Here is a 16,410-nt window from a genome sequence, read left to right on the forward strand (position 1 = left end):
AAAGAGGTTGAATTTTTGTGTAAAAAGGAGAATAATAAGTAAATTACTTGTTATGAATAAATGTATGGAATGCAGAGAATTTCAAAATTTAATTCATGATTTTATTTTTGATAAAATTGAATATACAGATGAACTTGAAGAATTTATTGAACATGCAAGAACCTGTAAAAAATGTAGGGAAGATTTAGAATTATATTATTTAATTAATAGAGGTTTAGGTGATGTACCGGCACCTGACAATAGTGGAGAGGATGTTGGGTATGACCAGGAATTAGAAGATATATTCAGTTTTTATGATGAATGGTTTACAAAACAAAAAAAACAAAAGTGGGCAACTAAAATATCAATTGTTGTATGTGGCATTATAGTTATATGTATAATTGGATTTTTGATTGGCGTTCTTATTGGATATATATAAATAAACAGATGGAAATGGAGAAATCAAGTGAGAGATAAATTAGTATTAATAGATGGACATAGTATTTTAAACAGAGCATTTTATGGTGTCCCTGATTTTACAAATTCTGAAGGAACACATACAAATGCTATTTTTGGTTTTTTAAATATTTTGTTTAAAATTATTGATGAGGAAAATCCAAAATATTTATGCGTTGCATTTGATGTACATCAACCTACATTTAGGCATGAAATGTACAAAGAATACAAGGGTACAAGAAAGCCAATGCTTCCTGAATTAAAACAGCAGGTACCTTTGATGAAAGAAATGCTTAAGGCTTTGAATATTAAAACAACTGAACTTGCTGGATTTGAAGCTGATGATATACTTGGAACACTATCTAAAGCAGGTGAAGAGCAGGGACTTGAGGTGTCTGTTATTTCAGGAGATAGAGATTTACTTCAGTTAGCAACAGAACATGTTAAAATCAGAATCCCTAAAACAAAAAAAGGAAAAACAGAAATTGAAGATTATAATGTTACACAGGTATTAGAAAAATACAGCGTGACACCTAAGGAATTTATTGATGTGAAGGCACTTATGGGAGATTCTTCTGATAATATTCCAGGAGTTCCGGGGATTGGAGAAAAAGGTGCAACTACAATTATAAGTGAATATGGTTCTATTGAAAATGCATTTGAACATGCAGATGATATAAAAAATAAAAGAAACAGAGAAGCTTTAAAAGAACATTTTGATATGGCCCAAATGAGCAAAACACTTGCTACTATAAATACAAGCGTACCTGTTGAAGTGAAAATATCTGATTGTGTTTTAGAAGATATGTTTAATAAAGAAGCACTTGCAATGGTAAAGAAATTTGAATTTAAAAGCATGATTTCTAAATTTGATTCAATAAGCACAGAAAATACTTTTGAAGAAAACTTTAAGTTAATGGAGGATTTTGGTGAAGTTGAAAATCTATTGTCAGAAATTCAAAAATTAAAGAAAGTTGGATTGTTTATCGATTTAAATAATGATGAAATCAGAGGAATTTCTATAACTATAAGTGATGATGAAACATACTATATTCCTGTAAGTGGGTTTATAACAGGTGAATATTTAAAAGAAAAATTAAATTACATTGTAAGTAATGCCGTAGAAGTTAGTGTGAATGATATAAAAAGTAATCTTAGATTTGTAGAAACGGAGACTGAAAATAAATTATTTGATGCAGGAATTGCAGCATATTTACTTAATCCCTTGAAATCTACTTACGAATATGATGATATAGCAAGAGACTATTTAGAGTTTGAAGTGCCTGCATATGATGAAATTTTCGCAAATTATAAAAAGGATAAAAGTGTTTTAGAAAACATAGATAATATTTCTAAATATGCTTCATATAATTCTTATGTATTGTATAAATCTATTGAACCTTTAAAAGAAAAATTAGAAAACGAAGGAATGATAGATTTATATGAAAAGATTGAGGTTCCTTTGACGTATGCATTGTATGATATGGAAAAAACAGGTATTAAGGTTGAGGCTGATTCATTAAAAGAATATGGTGATAAGCTAGCTGAAAGTATTAAAACGCTTGAAGAAGAAATTTATAAAGAGGCCGGACATGAATTTAAAATAAATTCACCTAAACAGCTTGGTGAAATTTTATTTAACGAAATGGGTCTTCCGGGTGGCAAAAAGACAAAAACAGGTTATTCGACATCTGCGGATGTTTTAGAAAAATTAAAGCCGGATTATCCGTTTGTTGAAAAAATATTATCTTACAGACAGGTTACAAAATTAAAATCAACTTATGCAGATGGACTTGCCGGGTTTATAGAAGAAGATGGTAGAATTCATGGCAAATTTAATCAGACAATTACTGCGACAGGAAGAATCAGCAGTACTGATCCAAATCTTCAGAACATTCCTGTTAGAACTGCACTTGGTAGAGAAGTTAGAAAAGTATTTGTTCCAAAAGAAGGATGTGTGTTTGTAGATGCAGATTATTCTCAGATTGAACTTAGAATTTTAGCTCATATGTCAGATGATGAGAATCTGATAAATGCTTATAAAGAAGCAAAGGATATACATCAAAGCACAGCATCTTTGGTATTTAATGTACCTTTAGATGAAGTTACTAAAGAACAGAGAAGCAATGCTAAAGCAGTAAATTTTGGAATTGTTTATGGAATCAGTTCATTTGGATTAAGCCAGGATTTATCAATCAGTAGAAAAGAGGCTGATAAATATATCAAGGACTATTTTGTAAGTTATCCGGGCGTAAAAAAATATTTGGATGATGCTGTCGAAAGTGCAAAAGAAAAAGGCTATTCAGTTACTTTATTTGGAAGAAGACGTCCTATACCGGAATTGAAAAGTGGCAATTTTATGCAAAAATCGTTTGGGGAAAGAGTTGCCATGAATGCACCGATTCAGGGAACAGCTGCAGATATTATGAAAATCGCAATGATTAACGTGGACAAAGCTTTAAAAGAACAAAATTTAAAATCAAAGATAGTATTGCAGGTTCATGATGAATTGTTGGTTGAAGCTTACAAAGATGAAGTGGAACAGATAAAACAAATTTTAGTTGATAATATGAAGAATGCGGCTGATTTGCGTGTGGCGTTAGAAGTTGAGGTTGAAGTTGGGAACAACTGGAATGAAGCTCATTAAAGATTACTTCATAATACAAAATTATAAATAACAATAAAAAATGTATTTAATATACATCTAATAAGGAAACAAAAAATGATAATAGGAATAGTAGGTGGTGTGGGCTGTGGAAAGTCTACAGTCCTCACATATTTAAAAGAAAAATACAATGCTTATATAATCGAAGCTGATAAGGTGGCTAAAGAAATCATGGAAAAGGGAAATGAAGTATACAATAAGGTGATACGAGAATTTCCCGAGAGCCTAGATAAAGATGATAATATAGACAGAAAAAAACTCGCGAAAATTGTATTTAATGATGCAAAAAAATTAGAGACATTAAACAATATTACTCATCCGGGAACAATTAAGGAAATAACTGACAGAATCAATAATAGTTCAAATCAACTTGTTATTGTTGAGTCAGCTATCTTAATTGGAAGTGGTATTGATAAAATGTGCGATGAAATATGGTATGTTTATTGTGATTTAGAAAAAAGAATTAAGAGATTGATGGATAGCAGAGGATATAGTGAAGAAAAGACAAGAAACGTTATTATGAATCAAATGTCCGAAGAAGAATTTAATCGTGTTTCAGATGAGTTTATAGACAACTCTAATAGCGAAGAAGAAACACATGAACAGATAGATTTCATACTTTCTTCACAATTTTGTTAAAATAAATTATTGACTTAAAGATGAAAAAATCTTACAATATGTAGCGTGCTACATGTTGTAAGATTTTTTAGTATGAGGTGAAAATTTGGAACATTATGGAATATTAATTAAGAAACTTGATAAAGTATTCAAACAAAATTTTAATCAGGAACTTGAAAGAGTCGGACTGACTTTTTCTCAAATGCGTGTTTTACGTTTCATAGAAGATAATCCCAAGATGAAAATAACTCAAAAAGATATTTCGAATGAACTTGATATTCAGCATTCTACAACTATTGGGCTTTTGAAAAGAATGCAGGAAAAAGGATTGGTTAGAGTTGTTGTAGATGAAGATAATCGAAGATGCAGGAATATATTTTTGACAAAAAAAGCAGAGGATATAAGTTATGAAATGGAAAGGGGAAGAGAAATTATGGAAAGCAGAGTGGTCAAATCCTTTACTGACGAAGAAAAGGAAACTTTTTACAGATTGTTAAATAAGGCTATTGATAATTTAAAGGATTAAGGAGAACGTTATGATTAAAAGATTATTACAGGAAGTCAAAGAGTATAAAACGGCTTCAATATTAACTCCTATATTTATGATTGGAGAAGTAATTTTTGAAACATTAATTCCATTTATTATGGGCTTAATTATTAATAATGGAATTAATGGAAATAATGGAAAAGGTGACACTAATTATATTGTAATGATGGGTGTAATAATGTTTGTTTTTGCATTATTAGGTCTAATTGCAGGAATGGGTGGAGGAATTACAGGTGCTAAGGCATCCACAGGATTTGCTAAAAATTTGCGTGAAGCAATGTTTAGAAATATTCAGACATTTTCATTTGCAAATATTGACAAATTTAGTACATCAGGACTTGTAACAAGAATGACAACGGATGTTACTAATGTACAGAATGCATATCAGATGATTCTTAGAATGTGTATTAGAGCACCATTTAGTATGATATGTGCTATGGCAATGGCATTTTACATAAGCCCAAGAATTGCAACAATATATTTAATTGCAGTTATAATTTTAGGAATTATTTTAGTATTTATTATGTTAAATGCAAATAAATATTTTAAACAGGTTTTTAGAAAATATGATGATTTAAACGAAAGCGTGCAGGAAAATGTATCAGCAATTCGTGTAGTTAAAGCTTATGTAAGAGAAGAATATGAAACAGATAAGTTTCATAAGGCAAGTAATAATGTATATAACATGTTTGTAAAAGCAGAAACAATTATTTCTTATAATTCACCTGTAATGCAGATAACAGTGTATACATGTATTCTTTTAATAAGCTGGGTAGGTGCACACATGATTGTGAATGCAAATCCTACGCTCGATACAGGAGAACTAACAAGTTTGCTTGCATACTGTATGAATATTCTTATGAGTTTAATGATGCTTTCGATGGTATTTGTTATGGTAACAATGAGTGCTGCAAGTGCAAAACGTATTGTAGAAGTATTAGACGAAAAGAGCAGCATTACAAACCCTCAAAATCCTATATTTGAAATAAAAGATGGAAGTGTAAAATTTGACAATGTTAATTTTAAATACAAAGAAAATGGTAAGAACTATGTTTTAAAAGACATTAATTTAGATATTAAATCTGGAGAAACAATAGGTATTATCGGTGGAACAGGTAGTGCTAAAACAAGTCTTGTTAACCTTATATGTCGTTTATATGATGTTAACAAAGGAAAAGTTTTAGTTGGTGGAAAAGACGTAAGAGAATACGATTTAGATACATTGCGAAACGAGGTTTCTGTAGTTTTGCAGAAAAACGTACTTTTTAGCGGAACTATTTTAGATAACCTTCGTTGGGGAGATGAAAACGCAACTGAAGAAGAATGTGTAGCTGCATGTAAGCTTGCGTGTGCAGATGAATTTATTGAAAAGTTTCCTGAAAAATACAATACATATATTGAACAGGGTGGTACAAATGTATCAGGTGGTCAGAAACAAAGAATTTGTATAGCAAGAGCGTTGTTAAAGAAACCTAAAATTCTTATATTAGATGACTCAACAAGTGCTGTTGATACAGCAACTGATGCAAAAATCAGAAAAGCATTTGCGCAGGAAATTCCAAATACTACAAAATTTATTATTGCACAACGTATTTCAAGTATTGAAAGTGCAGACAAAATAATAGTAATGGAAAATGGTAAAATAAATGGATTTGGAACTCACGAAGAATTATTAAAGAATAATGAAATATATAAAGATGTGTACGAATCTCAGACTGAAGGAAGTGGAGATTTTGATGAGAATGGAGGTGAACAGTAATGGCTGAAAAGGTAAAAGAATTCAAAGGCGGACCAGGTGGCAGATGCCGTGGGCCAAAGCCAAAGGTTGAAAATCCCGGAATTATTATGAAACGATTATTTGGTATGCTGTTCAAATCTTATGGAGTAGCTCTTATAATAGTTGCAATTTGCATAGTAGTTAGTGTAGTAGCAAACGTTCAGGGAACATGGTTTACAAAAAATCTTATAGATATTTATATAATACCAATGGTTAAAACTTTAAACGCCGGCGGAGCCCCTAATTATACACCACTTATGCATGCAATGGTAAAAGTAGCCATATTTTATGGAATAGGTGCACTATCTACATTTGCGTATAACAGAATAATGGTTTATGTTACGCAGGGTACTTTAAGAAATTTAAGAAATCAGATGTTTGAACATATGGAAAAACTTCCAATCAAATACTTTGACACCCACTCACATGGTGACATTATGTCTATGTATACAAATGATATTGACACATTAAGACAGATGATTAGTCAGAGTATGCCACAGTTTTTAAATAGTGGTATAACAATTGTTACGGTATTTGCCAGCATGGTTGCATTAAGTATACCTTTAACAATTGTAACTTTAATTATGATTGCGATTATGCTATATGCAACAAAAAAATCAGCAGGACTTAGTGGTAAATATTTTATTAAGCAGCAAAAAGATATAGGTAAAGTTAATGGATTTATCGAAGAAATGATGGAAGGACAGAAAGTAGTTAAAGTATTCAACCATGAAGAGATAAATATTAACGATTTTGTTGAAATAAATAATCAGCTATATAACAGTGCAAATAATGCAAATAAATTTGCAAATATATTAGGACCTATAAATGCTCAGCTTGGGAATGTAAGTTATGCATTGACAGCGATTGTAGGTGGATTTTTAGCAATAAATAAAGTTACATTTTTAGGTAATGCATTAACATTGGGTGGATTGGTAAGTTTCCTTACATTTAATAAGAATTTTTCAATGCCTATAAATCAGATTAGTCAGCAGGTAAATGCAATTGTTATGGCATTAGCGGGTGCTGACAGAATATTTAAGCTGTTAGATGAAACACCTGAAACAGATGATGGTTATGTAACATTAGTAAATGCAAAATTCGAAGGCGATAAACTTGTTGAAGCAAAAGAAAAGACAGGAATCTGGGCATGGAAACATATTCACCAGGCAGACGGAACAGTAGAATACAAACAGTTAAAAGGTGATGTTGTATTTGATGATGTTGACTTTGGATATAACGATGACAAAATTGTACTTCATAATGTAGATTTGTTTGCAACACCTGGACAGAAGATTGCATTTGTAGGCTCTACAGGTGCAGGTAAAACAACTATCACAAATCTTATTAATAGATTTTATGATATTCAGGATGGAAAAATCAGATATGATGGTATTAACATAAACAAAATCAAGAAAGATGATTTGAGACATTCTTTAGGAATTGTATTACAGGATACACATTTGTTTACGGGAACTGTGGCTGAAAATATTTCTTTTGGTAAACTTGACGCTACCCGGGAAGAAATTGAGGCTGCTGCTAAGCTGGCAAATGCACATAATTTTATTATGAGCCTTCCTAATGGATATGACACGATGTTAACAGGAGATGGTGCAAACTTATCTCAGGGACAGCGACAGTTATTGGCAATCGCAAGAGCAGCAATTGCTGACCCACCGGTATTAATTTTGGATGAAGCTACAAGTTCAATTGATACACGAACTGAAAAATTAGTACAGGAAGGTATGGATAAACTGATGAAGGGAAGAACAACATTTGTTATCGCCCACAGATTATCAACTGTAAAGAATTCTGACTGTATAATGGTACTTGAACAGGGACGTATTATTGAAAGAGGAACTCATGATGAACTAATTGAACAAAAGGGTAAATATTATCAACTTTACACAGGAAATAAAGCACTTGCATAATTGACTTTTTAGATGCGATTTGATAGCATTTATTGAGAGAAATATAATTAGGAAACAAAATCAACAAACTTAATTTTGTGAAAGTTTTCGACAATTAGTCTTTGATAAAAAGAGGCTATACATATTAGTTATAGGAGGAATTTAACATGAAGAAGATTATCACAGACAAGGCCCCTGCAGCAATAGGACCTTATTCACAGGCAGTTATTGCAAATGGAATTTTATATACATCAGGACAAATTGCATTAAATCCTGCAACAGGTGAAATTGTTGGGACAACAATTGAAGAACAGACTACTCAGGTAATGAAAAATTTAGGGGCAATTTTAAATGCAGCCGGTGTAGATTATGAAAACACAATTAAAACAACATGTTTCTTAGCAAATATGGAAGATTTTACAACTTTTAATGGAATTTATGAAAAATATTTTACAGGAAAACCTGCAAGAAGTTGTGTAGCAGTAAAGCAGCTTCCTAAAAATGTTCTTTGTGAAGTAGAAGTTATTGCAGTTGTAGATTAATTATATTAAAATCTGCCTTTATAATTTGTAAAATATGATTAGATAGGATTGTGTGAGTGCGTAACACGGAACAAACCGCATGCATCAAAGTTGGGGCCTTGGGCCCTAACATATTAAATATAAAAGTAGAGAAGGAGAAGCGATGAAAAAAGAATGGATAGATGTGTGCTCTTATGATGGTGAAGGATATTTACCTTTAATTACATATCAGTCATGGAGGGTTGCAGAACTTCGTTATTGCGAAGAATTAGAAGTTAAGAATTTAGATAAAATGCAAAAGCATGATGAAACGGATGAGGTTTTTGTGCTTTTAGCAGGCGAATGTACTTTATTTACAGGTGGAAATGGTGATGTCATATCAGAAATAGACGGTATAAAGATGGAACCACTTAAAATATATAATGTAAAGAGAGGAACGTTCCACACACATACACCTGAGAAAGGAAGTACTGTTCTCATTATAGAGAATTCTAATACAGATGATAATATAAATTCTCCAACATTAAAGATGACACCTGAACAGATTGAACAGGTTAGGAAAATTTATTATAAATTAAATAAGTAGTTTTGTTATATGTAATAAAAATTAAATATTGATTTATACGCAAAAACTGTTCCTGTCAGCGATATGGAGCAGTTTTTTGCTTATTTATAAAAAATGTCGAAGTCAAAATTCCTCAACTTTGATGCATACGTAAAAACGACTTAAAAATTAATAAAAGATATATATATACATAATCATAGATTACATAAAAACATTACATTTTGTATAAAAATAAAAAATCATAATAGCATGATTTCTTTAATAGTGGTAGAATAGTAAATATATTTAAAAAGGGAGTAGGGCATTGAGACTAGACAAATATTTGTGTGATATGAATATTGGCAGCCGCAGTCAGGTTAAACAATATATCAGAAAAGGATGCGTTGATGTTAACGGAGATATTATAAAAAAACCGGAACTGCACATAGATGAAACAAAGGATATAATTTCCGTTAATGGTAAAACAATTGCTTATAAGAAAAATATATATTATATGCTTAATAAACCGGCAGGTGTCGTAACTGCCGTTAAAGATTCAAGAGATAGAACAGTAATGGATTTATTTGACGCATCTATATCAAAAGGTTTGTTTCCTGTTGGTAGATTAGATAAGGATACGGAAGGGCTTTTGCTTATCATGAATGATGGTGAGCTAGCACATATTCTTACTTCACCAACAAAACATATTGATAAAACATATTATGCAAAGATTAATGGCAGAGTGAAAAATGAGCATATTGAACTTTTTAAAGAAGGACTGGATATAGGTGAAAAGAAATTAACTAAGCCTGCGGTATTAAGCATTTTAAAATCAGATGATATTTCAGAAATTGAGCTAACAATAACAGAGGGTAAATTTCATCAGGTTAAGAGAATGTTTAAAGCCATAGGTATGGAAGTTATATATTTAAAACGTATATCAATGGGAAAACTAAAACTTGATGATACACTTATGTTAGGCGATTATAGAGAACTTACAGTGCAGGAAATTGCGCAGATTGGAGGCAATGTATGAGAATAGTGATTATTACAGGAGCATCTTCCGGAATGGGAAGAGAATTTGCATTACAATTAGACAAAAAATTACATTCAATTGACGAATATTGGCTTGTCGGAAGAAATGAAGAGGAATTAGCAAAAACAAAAAAGAAAATGCATACAAAAACAAGAAATTTTATTGCTGATTTTAATTCCAGAAAGGCATTGTTTCCACTTGTACAGGAAATAAACAATATACAGCCGGAGGTAAAGATGCTTGTAAATTGTGCCGGATTTGGAATGGTTGGAGATTTTGACAGAATTTCATATAATGATAATTTAAGCATGATTGATGTCAACTGCAGAGCTTTAACTTCTTTGACGCATGATTGCATTCCGTTTATGGCAGTTAATTCAAGAATTATTAATATAGCTTCGGCAGGGGCATTTAATCCACAGCCGGGATTTGCAGTTTATTGTGCTACTAAATCATATGTATTGAGTTTTTCAAGAGCTTTAAGAGGAGAATTAAAAGATTTAGGAATATATGTTACTGCAGTATGTCCGGGACCTGTTAATACTCCATTTTTTAATAAAGCAGAAAGATATGGAACTGTTTATGCATTTAAGAAATTGTTTATGGCTGACCAGAAAGCAGTTGTAAGTAAGGCAATAGACGATAGTATAAGATGTAAAGAAATTTCAGTTTATGGAAGGACAATGAGAGCTTATAGAGTTTTAGCCAAAGTTGTTCCACATCGTTTTATAATCGAATTATTGAATTTAATGCATAAATTGAAAAAATAAATATTTAAATTTGACATTGTTACAAGAATAATTGATAAATTAAAATGCAAAGAATTTATAATAGTTAAAATTTATATTAATCAAAATGCTATAACATAAAACGTGACTGATTATCAGCATTAGGAGATAAAATGAGAGAAATAATTATAAATAAAAATGAGGCAGGGCAACGTTTTGACAAGTTACTTTTTAAGTATTTTAACGCTGCACCTGCCAGCTTTGTGTATAAGATGCTTAGAAAAAAGAATATTACATTAAACAATAAAAAATCTGACGGAAAAGACAAACTTGCAGTTGGAGACTGTGTGAAAATATTTATGACAGATGAAACTATAGATAAGTTTAGAAGTTCAAAAAATATTGAAGCATCTGGCAAGGCAACGCATAAAATTTCATTAGATGTAGTTTACGAAGATGAAAATGTAATTATAGTAAATAAACCGGCAGGCGTTTTAAGCCAAAAAGCAAAGAAGAATGATATTTCAATGAATGAATATATAATCGAATATTTACTAGATACAAAACAGCTTAGTGAAAATGAATTAGAAACTTTTAAGCCGGGCATTTGCAACAGACTAGACAGAAATACAAGCGGTCTGTTAATTGCAGGAAAAAGTTTATTAGGACTACAGGTGATGTCGGATATGTTAAAAGATAGAACATTTGGCAAATACTATATTACAGTCGTTTCGGGAGAAATTAATGGAAAAACAAAGATTAAAGGATATTTGACAAAAGATTCTAAATCTAACAAGGTGAAAATATACGATAAACCATTGAAAGAAAGTTCATATATAGAAACAGAATATGAATGTTTAAAAACAAATGGCAAATATACTATTTTGAAAGTTAAACTTATTACGGGAAAACCGCATCAGATAAGAGCGCATCTTGCATCCGTTATACATCCTATAATAGGAGATACCAAATATGGAAGAGCAGATATTAATGAAATTTTCAGAAAAAAATGTGGTGTAAAATATCAACTATTACACGCCTGGCAACTTAAATTTGATGAAATGCCGGATGAATTAAAAAAACTTAAACAAAAAACATTCGAAGCTAAAATTCCCCAATTATTTGAAAATGTATTTAGTGAGATTGGATTAAATTTATAAAGGAAAGAAAATGGGAACATGGAATTCACGTGGGCTTAGAGGCTCTACTTTAGAAGATATGATTAATATGTCGAATGAAAGTTATAGGGAAAAAGGATTGGCGTTAATTCAAAAAATTCCAACACCAATTACCCCGGTAAGAATTGATCAACAGACAAGACATATAACATTAGCATATTTTGATCAGCAAAGTACAGTAGATTATATAGGTGCTGTGCAGGGAATACCAGTGTGCTTTGATGCCAAAGAATGTGCAACAGATACATTTCCGATGATGAACATACACGAACATCAGGTTAAATTCATGAAGGATTTTGAAAAACAGGGTGGAGTATCTTTTATTATATTATTTTATAGTCATAAAAATGAAATGTACTATATTCCTTTCTGTGATATAGAAAAATTTTATGAAAGAAGTATAAATGGAGGAAGAAAAAGTTTCAGATTTGATGAAATAGATAAGAAATATAAAATAAAATCTGCGCCGGGTATACTGGTTCATTATTTAGAAACGATTAATATTGACCTCGAATCTAGAGAAGAATAGGCATTGACACGAAAAAAAATATATTGTATTATATTTGCTGTGCTACCGTGGTAACACATTAGCAGGCTAAAGTGTAAAGGAAAGATAAAAATGAGTAAAGAATTATTACACACACCAGAGGGTGTAAGAGACGTATACGGAAAAGAGTGTGCAAGAAAGTTAACTATAGAAAATAAAATTAATAATATATTTAATTTATATGGATTCCATAATGTTCAAACACCAACATTTGAATTCTTTGATATTTTTAATAAGGAAAGAGGTTCAGTACCATCAAAGAATTTATATAAGTTTTTTGATAGGGAAGGAAATACTTTGGTATTAAGACCTGACCTTACTCCATCAATAGCAAGAATTGCAGCAAAGAATTATATGGATGTCAATGTACCTATTAAGCTTTGCTATAACGCAAATACATATATTAATAATTCAGAATTACAGGGAAAACTAAAGGAAATAACACAACTTGGTTGTGAACTAATCGGGGATGATTCAGTTGAAGCTGATGCAGAAATGGTTGCCCTTGTTGTAAATTCATTAAAGAGTGCAGGCTTTGATAAATTTCTTGTTGAAATTGGTCAGGTTGACTTCTATAAGGGACTTTTAGAAGAATGTGGATTTGAAGATGATGTTGAGGAAGAACTTAGAGTTAGAATTGAAAATAAGAATTTCTTCGGTGTTGAAGAATTACTTGATTCTAAAGATATCACTTCAAACGTAAAAGATACATTTCTTAAATTGCCTTCTTTATTTGGAAGTTCAGATGTACTTGATAAAGCAAAAGAACTTGCAACGAACGAAAAATCATTAAAGGCAATTGAGAAATTAGAGGAAGTATATTCTATTTTAGTTGATTATGGAGTTGCTGATTATATTTCATTTGATTTAGGAATGCTTAGCAATTTTAATTATTATACAGGAATTATTTTTAAGGCATACACATATGGAACAGGAGATGCAATTGTTGCAGGTGGCCGCTATGATAAACTATTAAGTCAGTTTGGAAAAGATAGTGCTGCTATAGGATTTGCAGTATATATGGATCAGCTTCTTATGGCTATGAGCAGCCAGAAAATGGAAGGCGATACAGATTATGTATATGAAGTGTTAATATATGATACAGAACTTAGAAAGACAGCATTGCAGCTTGCTACAGGTCTTAGGGAAAAAGGTATTAAGACAGAGCTTATTCCTAAGAAAGAAAATATTTCAATTGATGAGTATGTTGAATTCAAAAAAGAAGACGGAGCTGTAAATGTAACATATGTATCTAAAGATGGTGTAAAGGAATTATAGGAGTTTAAATAAAATGAGATATTTAACATTTGCCCTTGCAAAGGGAAGATTAGCTAAAACAGCAATGAAAATGTTTGAAGATATAGGTATTGAATGTGAAGAAATGAAAGACGAAAAAACACGTAAGCTTATTTTTGTAAATGAAGAATTAAAATTAAAATTCTTCTTAAGCAAGGCGAGTGATGTACCTACATACGTTGAATATGGAGCTGCTGATATAGGAATTGTAGGAGCAGATACAATTCTTGAAGAAGGGAGAAAATTGTACGAAGTATTAGATTTAGGATTTGGAAAATGCAACATGTGTGTATGTGGTCCTGAATCTGCGAGAGATTTATTAAAAAATCATGGAATGATAAGAGTTGCTTCAAAATATCCAAATATTGCAAAAGATTATTTCTATAATAAAAAACATCAGACAGTTGAAATTATTAAACTTAATGGTTCAGTAGAACTTGCGCCTATTGTTGGTTTATCAGAAGTAATAGTTGATATTGTAGAAACAGGTACAACATTAAAAGAAAATGGACTTACTGTATTAGAAAAAGTTTGTCCTTTATCAGCAAGAATGGTTGTTAACCAGGTAAGCATGAAGATGGAAGATGAAAGAATTAGAAAAATCATAAAGGATTTGAGGGCTAATATTAAATAATTCCTATATAAATTATTGTAAATTTGATGTATAGTAGTATGTGGTAAAAGGAGAAGAAATTATGCGTATTGTAAAGTTAGATGAAGCTTCTAAGAAAAATATTTTGACTGATTTACTTAAAAGAAGTCCTAATAATTACGGAAGTTATAATGACAGTGTAAATGAAATACTTAATAATGTTAAAGAAAATGGAGACAAGGCTGTTTTTGAATATACAGCAAAATTTGACAAGGCAGATATTAATGCAGATAATATCGTGGTAACAAAGGAAGAAATTGAGGAAGCGTATAATTCTCTTGAAAATTCTGAATTAGTAGATGTTATTAGAAAAGCAATTAAAAATATAAGGGAATATCATGAAAAACAGCGTCAATACAGTTGGTTTGACAGCAAGCCTGATGGAACAATTTTAGGTCAGAAAGTTACTGCACTTGAAAAAGTAGGTGTATATGTACCTGGTGGAAAGGCAGCATATCCATCATCTGTATTAATGAACATTATTCCTGCAAAGGTTGCCGGTGTTGACAGAATATGTATGGTAACACCTCCGGGAAAAGATGGAAAAGTTAATCCCGGAACACTCGTAGCTGCAAATGAAGCAGGTGTAGATGTAATTTATAAAGTAGGTGGAGCACAGGCGATTGCTGCTTTGGCATTTGGAACTGAAAGCATTCCTAAGGTTGATAAAATTGTAGGCCCTGGAAATATTTATGTTGCTCTTGCTAAAAAGGCAGTATTTGGTTATGTAAGTATTGACAGCGTTGCAGGGCCAAGTGAAATCCTTGTGTTAGCAGACGAAACATCAAATCCAAGATATGTTGCTGCAGATTTGCTCTCACAGGCAGAACATGATGAATTAGCGTCAGCAATTTTAGTGACAACAAGTATGGATTTGGCAAAAAAAGTATCAGAATATACAGATATGTTTGTTTCTAAATTATCAAGAAAAGCAATACTTGAAAAATCATTAGAAAATTTTGGATATATTTTAGTTGTTGATACATTAGATGAAGCAATTTCTGTTGCAAATGATATTGCAAGTGAACATTTAGAAATTGTTACTAAAAATCCGTTTGATGTAATGACAAAAATTAGAAATGCAGGGGCTATTTTCCTTGGAGAATATAGCTCAGAACCACTTGGAGATTATTTTGCAGGACCAAACCATGTTTTACCGACTAATGGAACAGCAAAATTCTTCTCGCCACTTAGTGTTGATGATTTTATTAAGAAATCAAGTATTATTTCATATTCAAGACAGGCATTAGAACCTATAAGCGAAGATATTCAGAAGTTTGCAAAGGCTGAAGGATTAACAGCTCATGCAAATTCTATTCGTGTAAGATTCGATGAAAATGATGAAATATAAGGAAGGTAGCGGTATATGAACAGAGTAGGTACTTACAGCAGAAAGACAAATGAAACCCAGATTGATATTACATTTAATATAGATGGAAAGGGAAAGGCTAATATTGATACAGGAATTGGCTTTTTTGACCATATGCTTAATAATTTTGCAAGACATGGTTTATTTGATTTAGATGTAAAAGTTAAAGGAGATTTATTTGTTGATTGCCATCATACAATTGAGGATACGGGAATTGCTCTTGGTATTGCCATAAAACAGGCACTTGGAGATAAAAAATCAATCAAAAGATATGGCTCTGTAATTTTACCGATGGATGAATCTTTGGTGCTATGTTCGCTTGATTTGTCAGGAAGACCTTATTTAAATTTTGATGCTGAATTTACAGTAGATAAAGTTGGCGAATTTGATACTGAAATGGTAAAAGAATTTTTCCATGCCATAGCATATGCTGTAGGAATGAATTTACATATAAAAATGCTTGAATCCGGTAATAATCACCATATGATTGAAGGGATTTTTAAAGCATTTTCCAAATCACTGGACAATGCAACAATGATTGATGAAAGAATTGAAGATGTACTATCTACGAAAGGAAGTTTATAATA

At 31.3% G+C, this 16,410-nt stretch carries 16 protein-coding genes; all 16 read left to right on the plus strand.

The annotated features are described in order from the left end of the window. The first annotated feature begins 52 nt into the window (after positions 1-52). Entirely contained in the window at positions 53-418 is a 366-nt protein-coding gene (locus tag CCC31_RS02885; RefSeq protein ID WP_158562646.1) for a zf-HC2 domain-containing protein, read from the plus strand. Positions 419-445: 27 nt separating this feature from the next. Beyond that, positions 446-3,082 carry a DNA polymerase I gene (gene polA / locus CCC31_RS02890; RefSeq protein ID WP_290849583.1) on the plus strand — a complete coding sequence of 879 codons (2,637 nt, stop codon included), beginning with the start codon at positions 446-448 and terminating at the stop codon, positions 3,080-3,082. Between the two features lie 75 nt (positions 3,083-3,157). After that, positions 3,158-3,739 (plus strand): dephospho-CoA kinase, encoded by a 582-nt coding sequence (gene coaE, locus CCC31_RS02895; RefSeq protein WP_260978841.1) that lies wholly within the window; start codon positions 3,158-3,160, stop codon positions 3,737-3,739. A gap of 85 nt (positions 3,740-3,824) precedes the next feature. Beyond that, a complete protein-coding gene (locus CCC31_RS02900) occupies positions 3,825-4,244 on the plus strand; it encodes a MarR family transcriptional regulator (protein WP_290849585.1) in 420 nt (139 codons plus the stop codon). Between the two features lie 10 nt (positions 4,245-4,254). Then, positions 4,255-6,024, plus strand: coding sequence for an ABC transporter ATP-binding protein (locus CCC31_RS02905; RefSeq protein WP_290849587.1), 1,770 nt, complete (start codon positions 4,255-4,257; stop codon positions 6,022-6,024). Beyond that, the gene (locus tag CCC31_RS02910; RefSeq protein WP_022089560.1) at positions 6,024-7,973 is read left to right on the plus strand and encodes an ABC transporter ATP-binding protein; all 1,950 of its coding nucleotides are present in this window, start codon (positions 6,024-6,026) and stop codon (positions 7,971-7,973) included. The genes CCC31_RS02905 and CCC31_RS02910 overlap by 1 nt, the downstream gene beginning before the upstream one ends. A 146-nt stretch (positions 7,974-8,119) precedes the next feature. After that, positions 8,120-8,494, plus strand: a complete 375-nt coding sequence (locus CCC31_RS02915; RefSeq protein WP_022089561.1) for a RidA family protein — start codon at positions 8,120-8,122, stop codon at positions 8,492-8,494. Between the two features lie 142 nt (positions 8,495-8,636). Further along, the gene (locus CCC31_RS02920) at positions 8,637-9,059 is read left to right on the plus strand and encodes a hypothetical protein (RefSeq protein ID WP_117909340.1); all 423 of its coding nucleotides are present in this window, start codon (positions 8,637-8,639) and stop codon (positions 9,057-9,059) included. Positions 9,060-9,342: 283 nt separating this feature from the next. Beyond that, positions 9,343-10,053 (plus strand): pseudouridine synthase, encoded by a 711-nt coding sequence (locus CCC31_RS02925; RefSeq protein WP_290849589.1) that lies wholly within the window; start codon positions 9,343-9,345, stop codon positions 10,051-10,053. After that, complete coding sequence (locus tag CCC31_RS02930; RefSeq protein ID WP_022089564.1) at positions 10,050-10,823, plus strand: SDR family NAD(P)-dependent oxidoreductase; 774 nt, start codon at positions 10,050-10,052, stop codon at positions 10,821-10,823. Before CCC31_RS02925 ends, CCC31_RS02930 begins: the two co-directional genes overlap by 4 nt. A gap of 131 nt (positions 10,824-10,954) precedes the next feature. Next, positions 10,955-11,941 (plus strand): RluA family pseudouridine synthase, encoded by a 987-nt coding sequence (locus CCC31_RS02935; RefSeq protein ID WP_290849592.1) that lies wholly within the window; start codon positions 10,955-10,957, stop codon positions 11,939-11,941. Positions 11,942-11,951: 10 nt separating this feature from the next. After that, entirely contained in the window at positions 11,952-12,488 is a 537-nt protein-coding gene (locus tag CCC31_RS02940; protein WP_022089566.1) for a Holliday junction resolvase RecU, read from the plus strand. A 90-nt stretch (positions 12,489-12,578) separates the two neighbouring features. After that, positions 12,579-13,784 carry an ATP phosphoribosyltransferase regulatory subunit gene (hisZ, locus tag CCC31_RS02945; protein ID WP_260978834.1) on the plus strand — a complete coding sequence of 402 codons (1,206 nt, stop codon included), beginning with the start codon at positions 12,579-12,581 and terminating at the stop codon, positions 13,782-13,784. A 13-nt stretch (positions 13,785-13,797) separates the two neighbouring features. Next, positions 13,798-14,436: an ATP phosphoribosyltransferase gene (gene hisG, locus CCC31_RS02950; RefSeq protein WP_022089568.1), complete on the plus strand. Its 639-nt coding sequence runs from the start codon at positions 13,798-13,800 to the stop codon at positions 14,434-14,436. A gap of 61 nt (positions 14,437-14,497) precedes the next feature. Beyond that, complete coding sequence (gene hisD, locus CCC31_RS02955; RefSeq protein WP_290849595.1) at positions 14,498-15,805, plus strand: histidinol dehydrogenase; 1,308 nt, start codon at positions 14,498-14,500, stop codon at positions 15,803-15,805. Between the two features lie 15 nt (positions 15,806-15,820). Then, positions 15,821-16,408: an imidazoleglycerol-phosphate dehydratase HisB gene (gene hisB / locus CCC31_RS02960; protein WP_117909346.1), complete on the plus strand. Its 588-nt coding sequence runs from the start codon at positions 15,821-15,823 to the stop codon at positions 16,406-16,408. Positions 16,409-16,410: the final 2 nt, after the last annotated feature.

The sequence above is a fragment of the Eubacterium sp. LMAG:50 genome, assembly GCF_008680265.1.
Classification (GTDB): domain Bacteria; phylum Bacillota; class Clostridia; order Lachnospirales; family Lachnospiraceae; genus Eubacterium_U; species Eubacterium_U album.

Excerpts from the sequence above, each read along its gene's own strand:
- CCC31_RS02935 (WP_290849592.1), top strand. The coding sequence starts at position 10,955 with ATGAGAGAAATAATTATAAATAAAAATGAGGCAGGGCAACGTTTTGAC.
- coaE (WP_260978841.1), top strand. The coding sequence starts at position 3,158 with ATGATAATAGGAATAGTAGGTGGTGTGGGCTGTGGAAAGTCTACAGTC.
- hisB (WP_117909346.1), top strand. The coding sequence starts at position 15,821 with ATGAACAGAGTAGGTACTTACAGCAGAAAGACAAATGAAACCCAGATT.
- CCC31_RS02915 (WP_022089561.1), top strand. The coding sequence starts at position 8,120 with ATGAAGAAGATTATCACAGACAAGGCCCCTGCAGCAATAGGACCTTAT.
- CCC31_RS02885 (WP_158562646.1), top strand. The coding sequence starts at position 53 with ATGAATAAATGTATGGAATGCAGAGAATTTCAAAATTTAATTCATGAT.
- hisZ (WP_260978834.1), top strand. The coding sequence starts at position 12,579 with ATGAGTAAAGAATTATTACACACACCAGAGGGTGTAAGAGACGTATAC.
- CCC31_RS02940 (WP_022089566.1), top strand. The coding sequence starts at position 11,952 with ATGGGAACATGGAATTCACGTGGGCTTAGAGGCTCTACTTTAGAAGAT.
- CCC31_RS02910 (WP_022089560.1), top strand. The coding sequence starts at position 6,024 with ATGGCTGAAAAGGTAAAAGAATTCAAAGGCGGACCAGGTGGCAGATGC.
- CCC31_RS02930 (WP_022089564.1), top strand. The coding sequence starts at position 10,050 with ATGAGAATAGTGATTATTACAGGAGCATCTTCCGGAATGGGAAGAGAA.
- CCC31_RS02920 (WP_117909340.1), top strand. The coding sequence starts at position 8,637 with ATGAAAAAAGAATGGATAGATGTGTGCTCTTATGATGGTGAAGGATAT.
- hisD (WP_290849595.1), top strand. The coding sequence starts at position 14,498 with ATGCGTATTGTAAAGTTAGATGAAGCTTCTAAGAAAAATATTTTGACT.
- CCC31_RS02905 (WP_290849587.1), top strand. The coding sequence starts at position 4,255 with ATGATTAAAAGATTATTACAGGAAGTCAAAGAGTATAAAACGGCTTCA.
- hisG (WP_022089568.1), top strand. The coding sequence starts at position 13,798 with ATGAGATATTTAACATTTGCCCTTGCAAAGGGAAGATTAGCTAAAACA.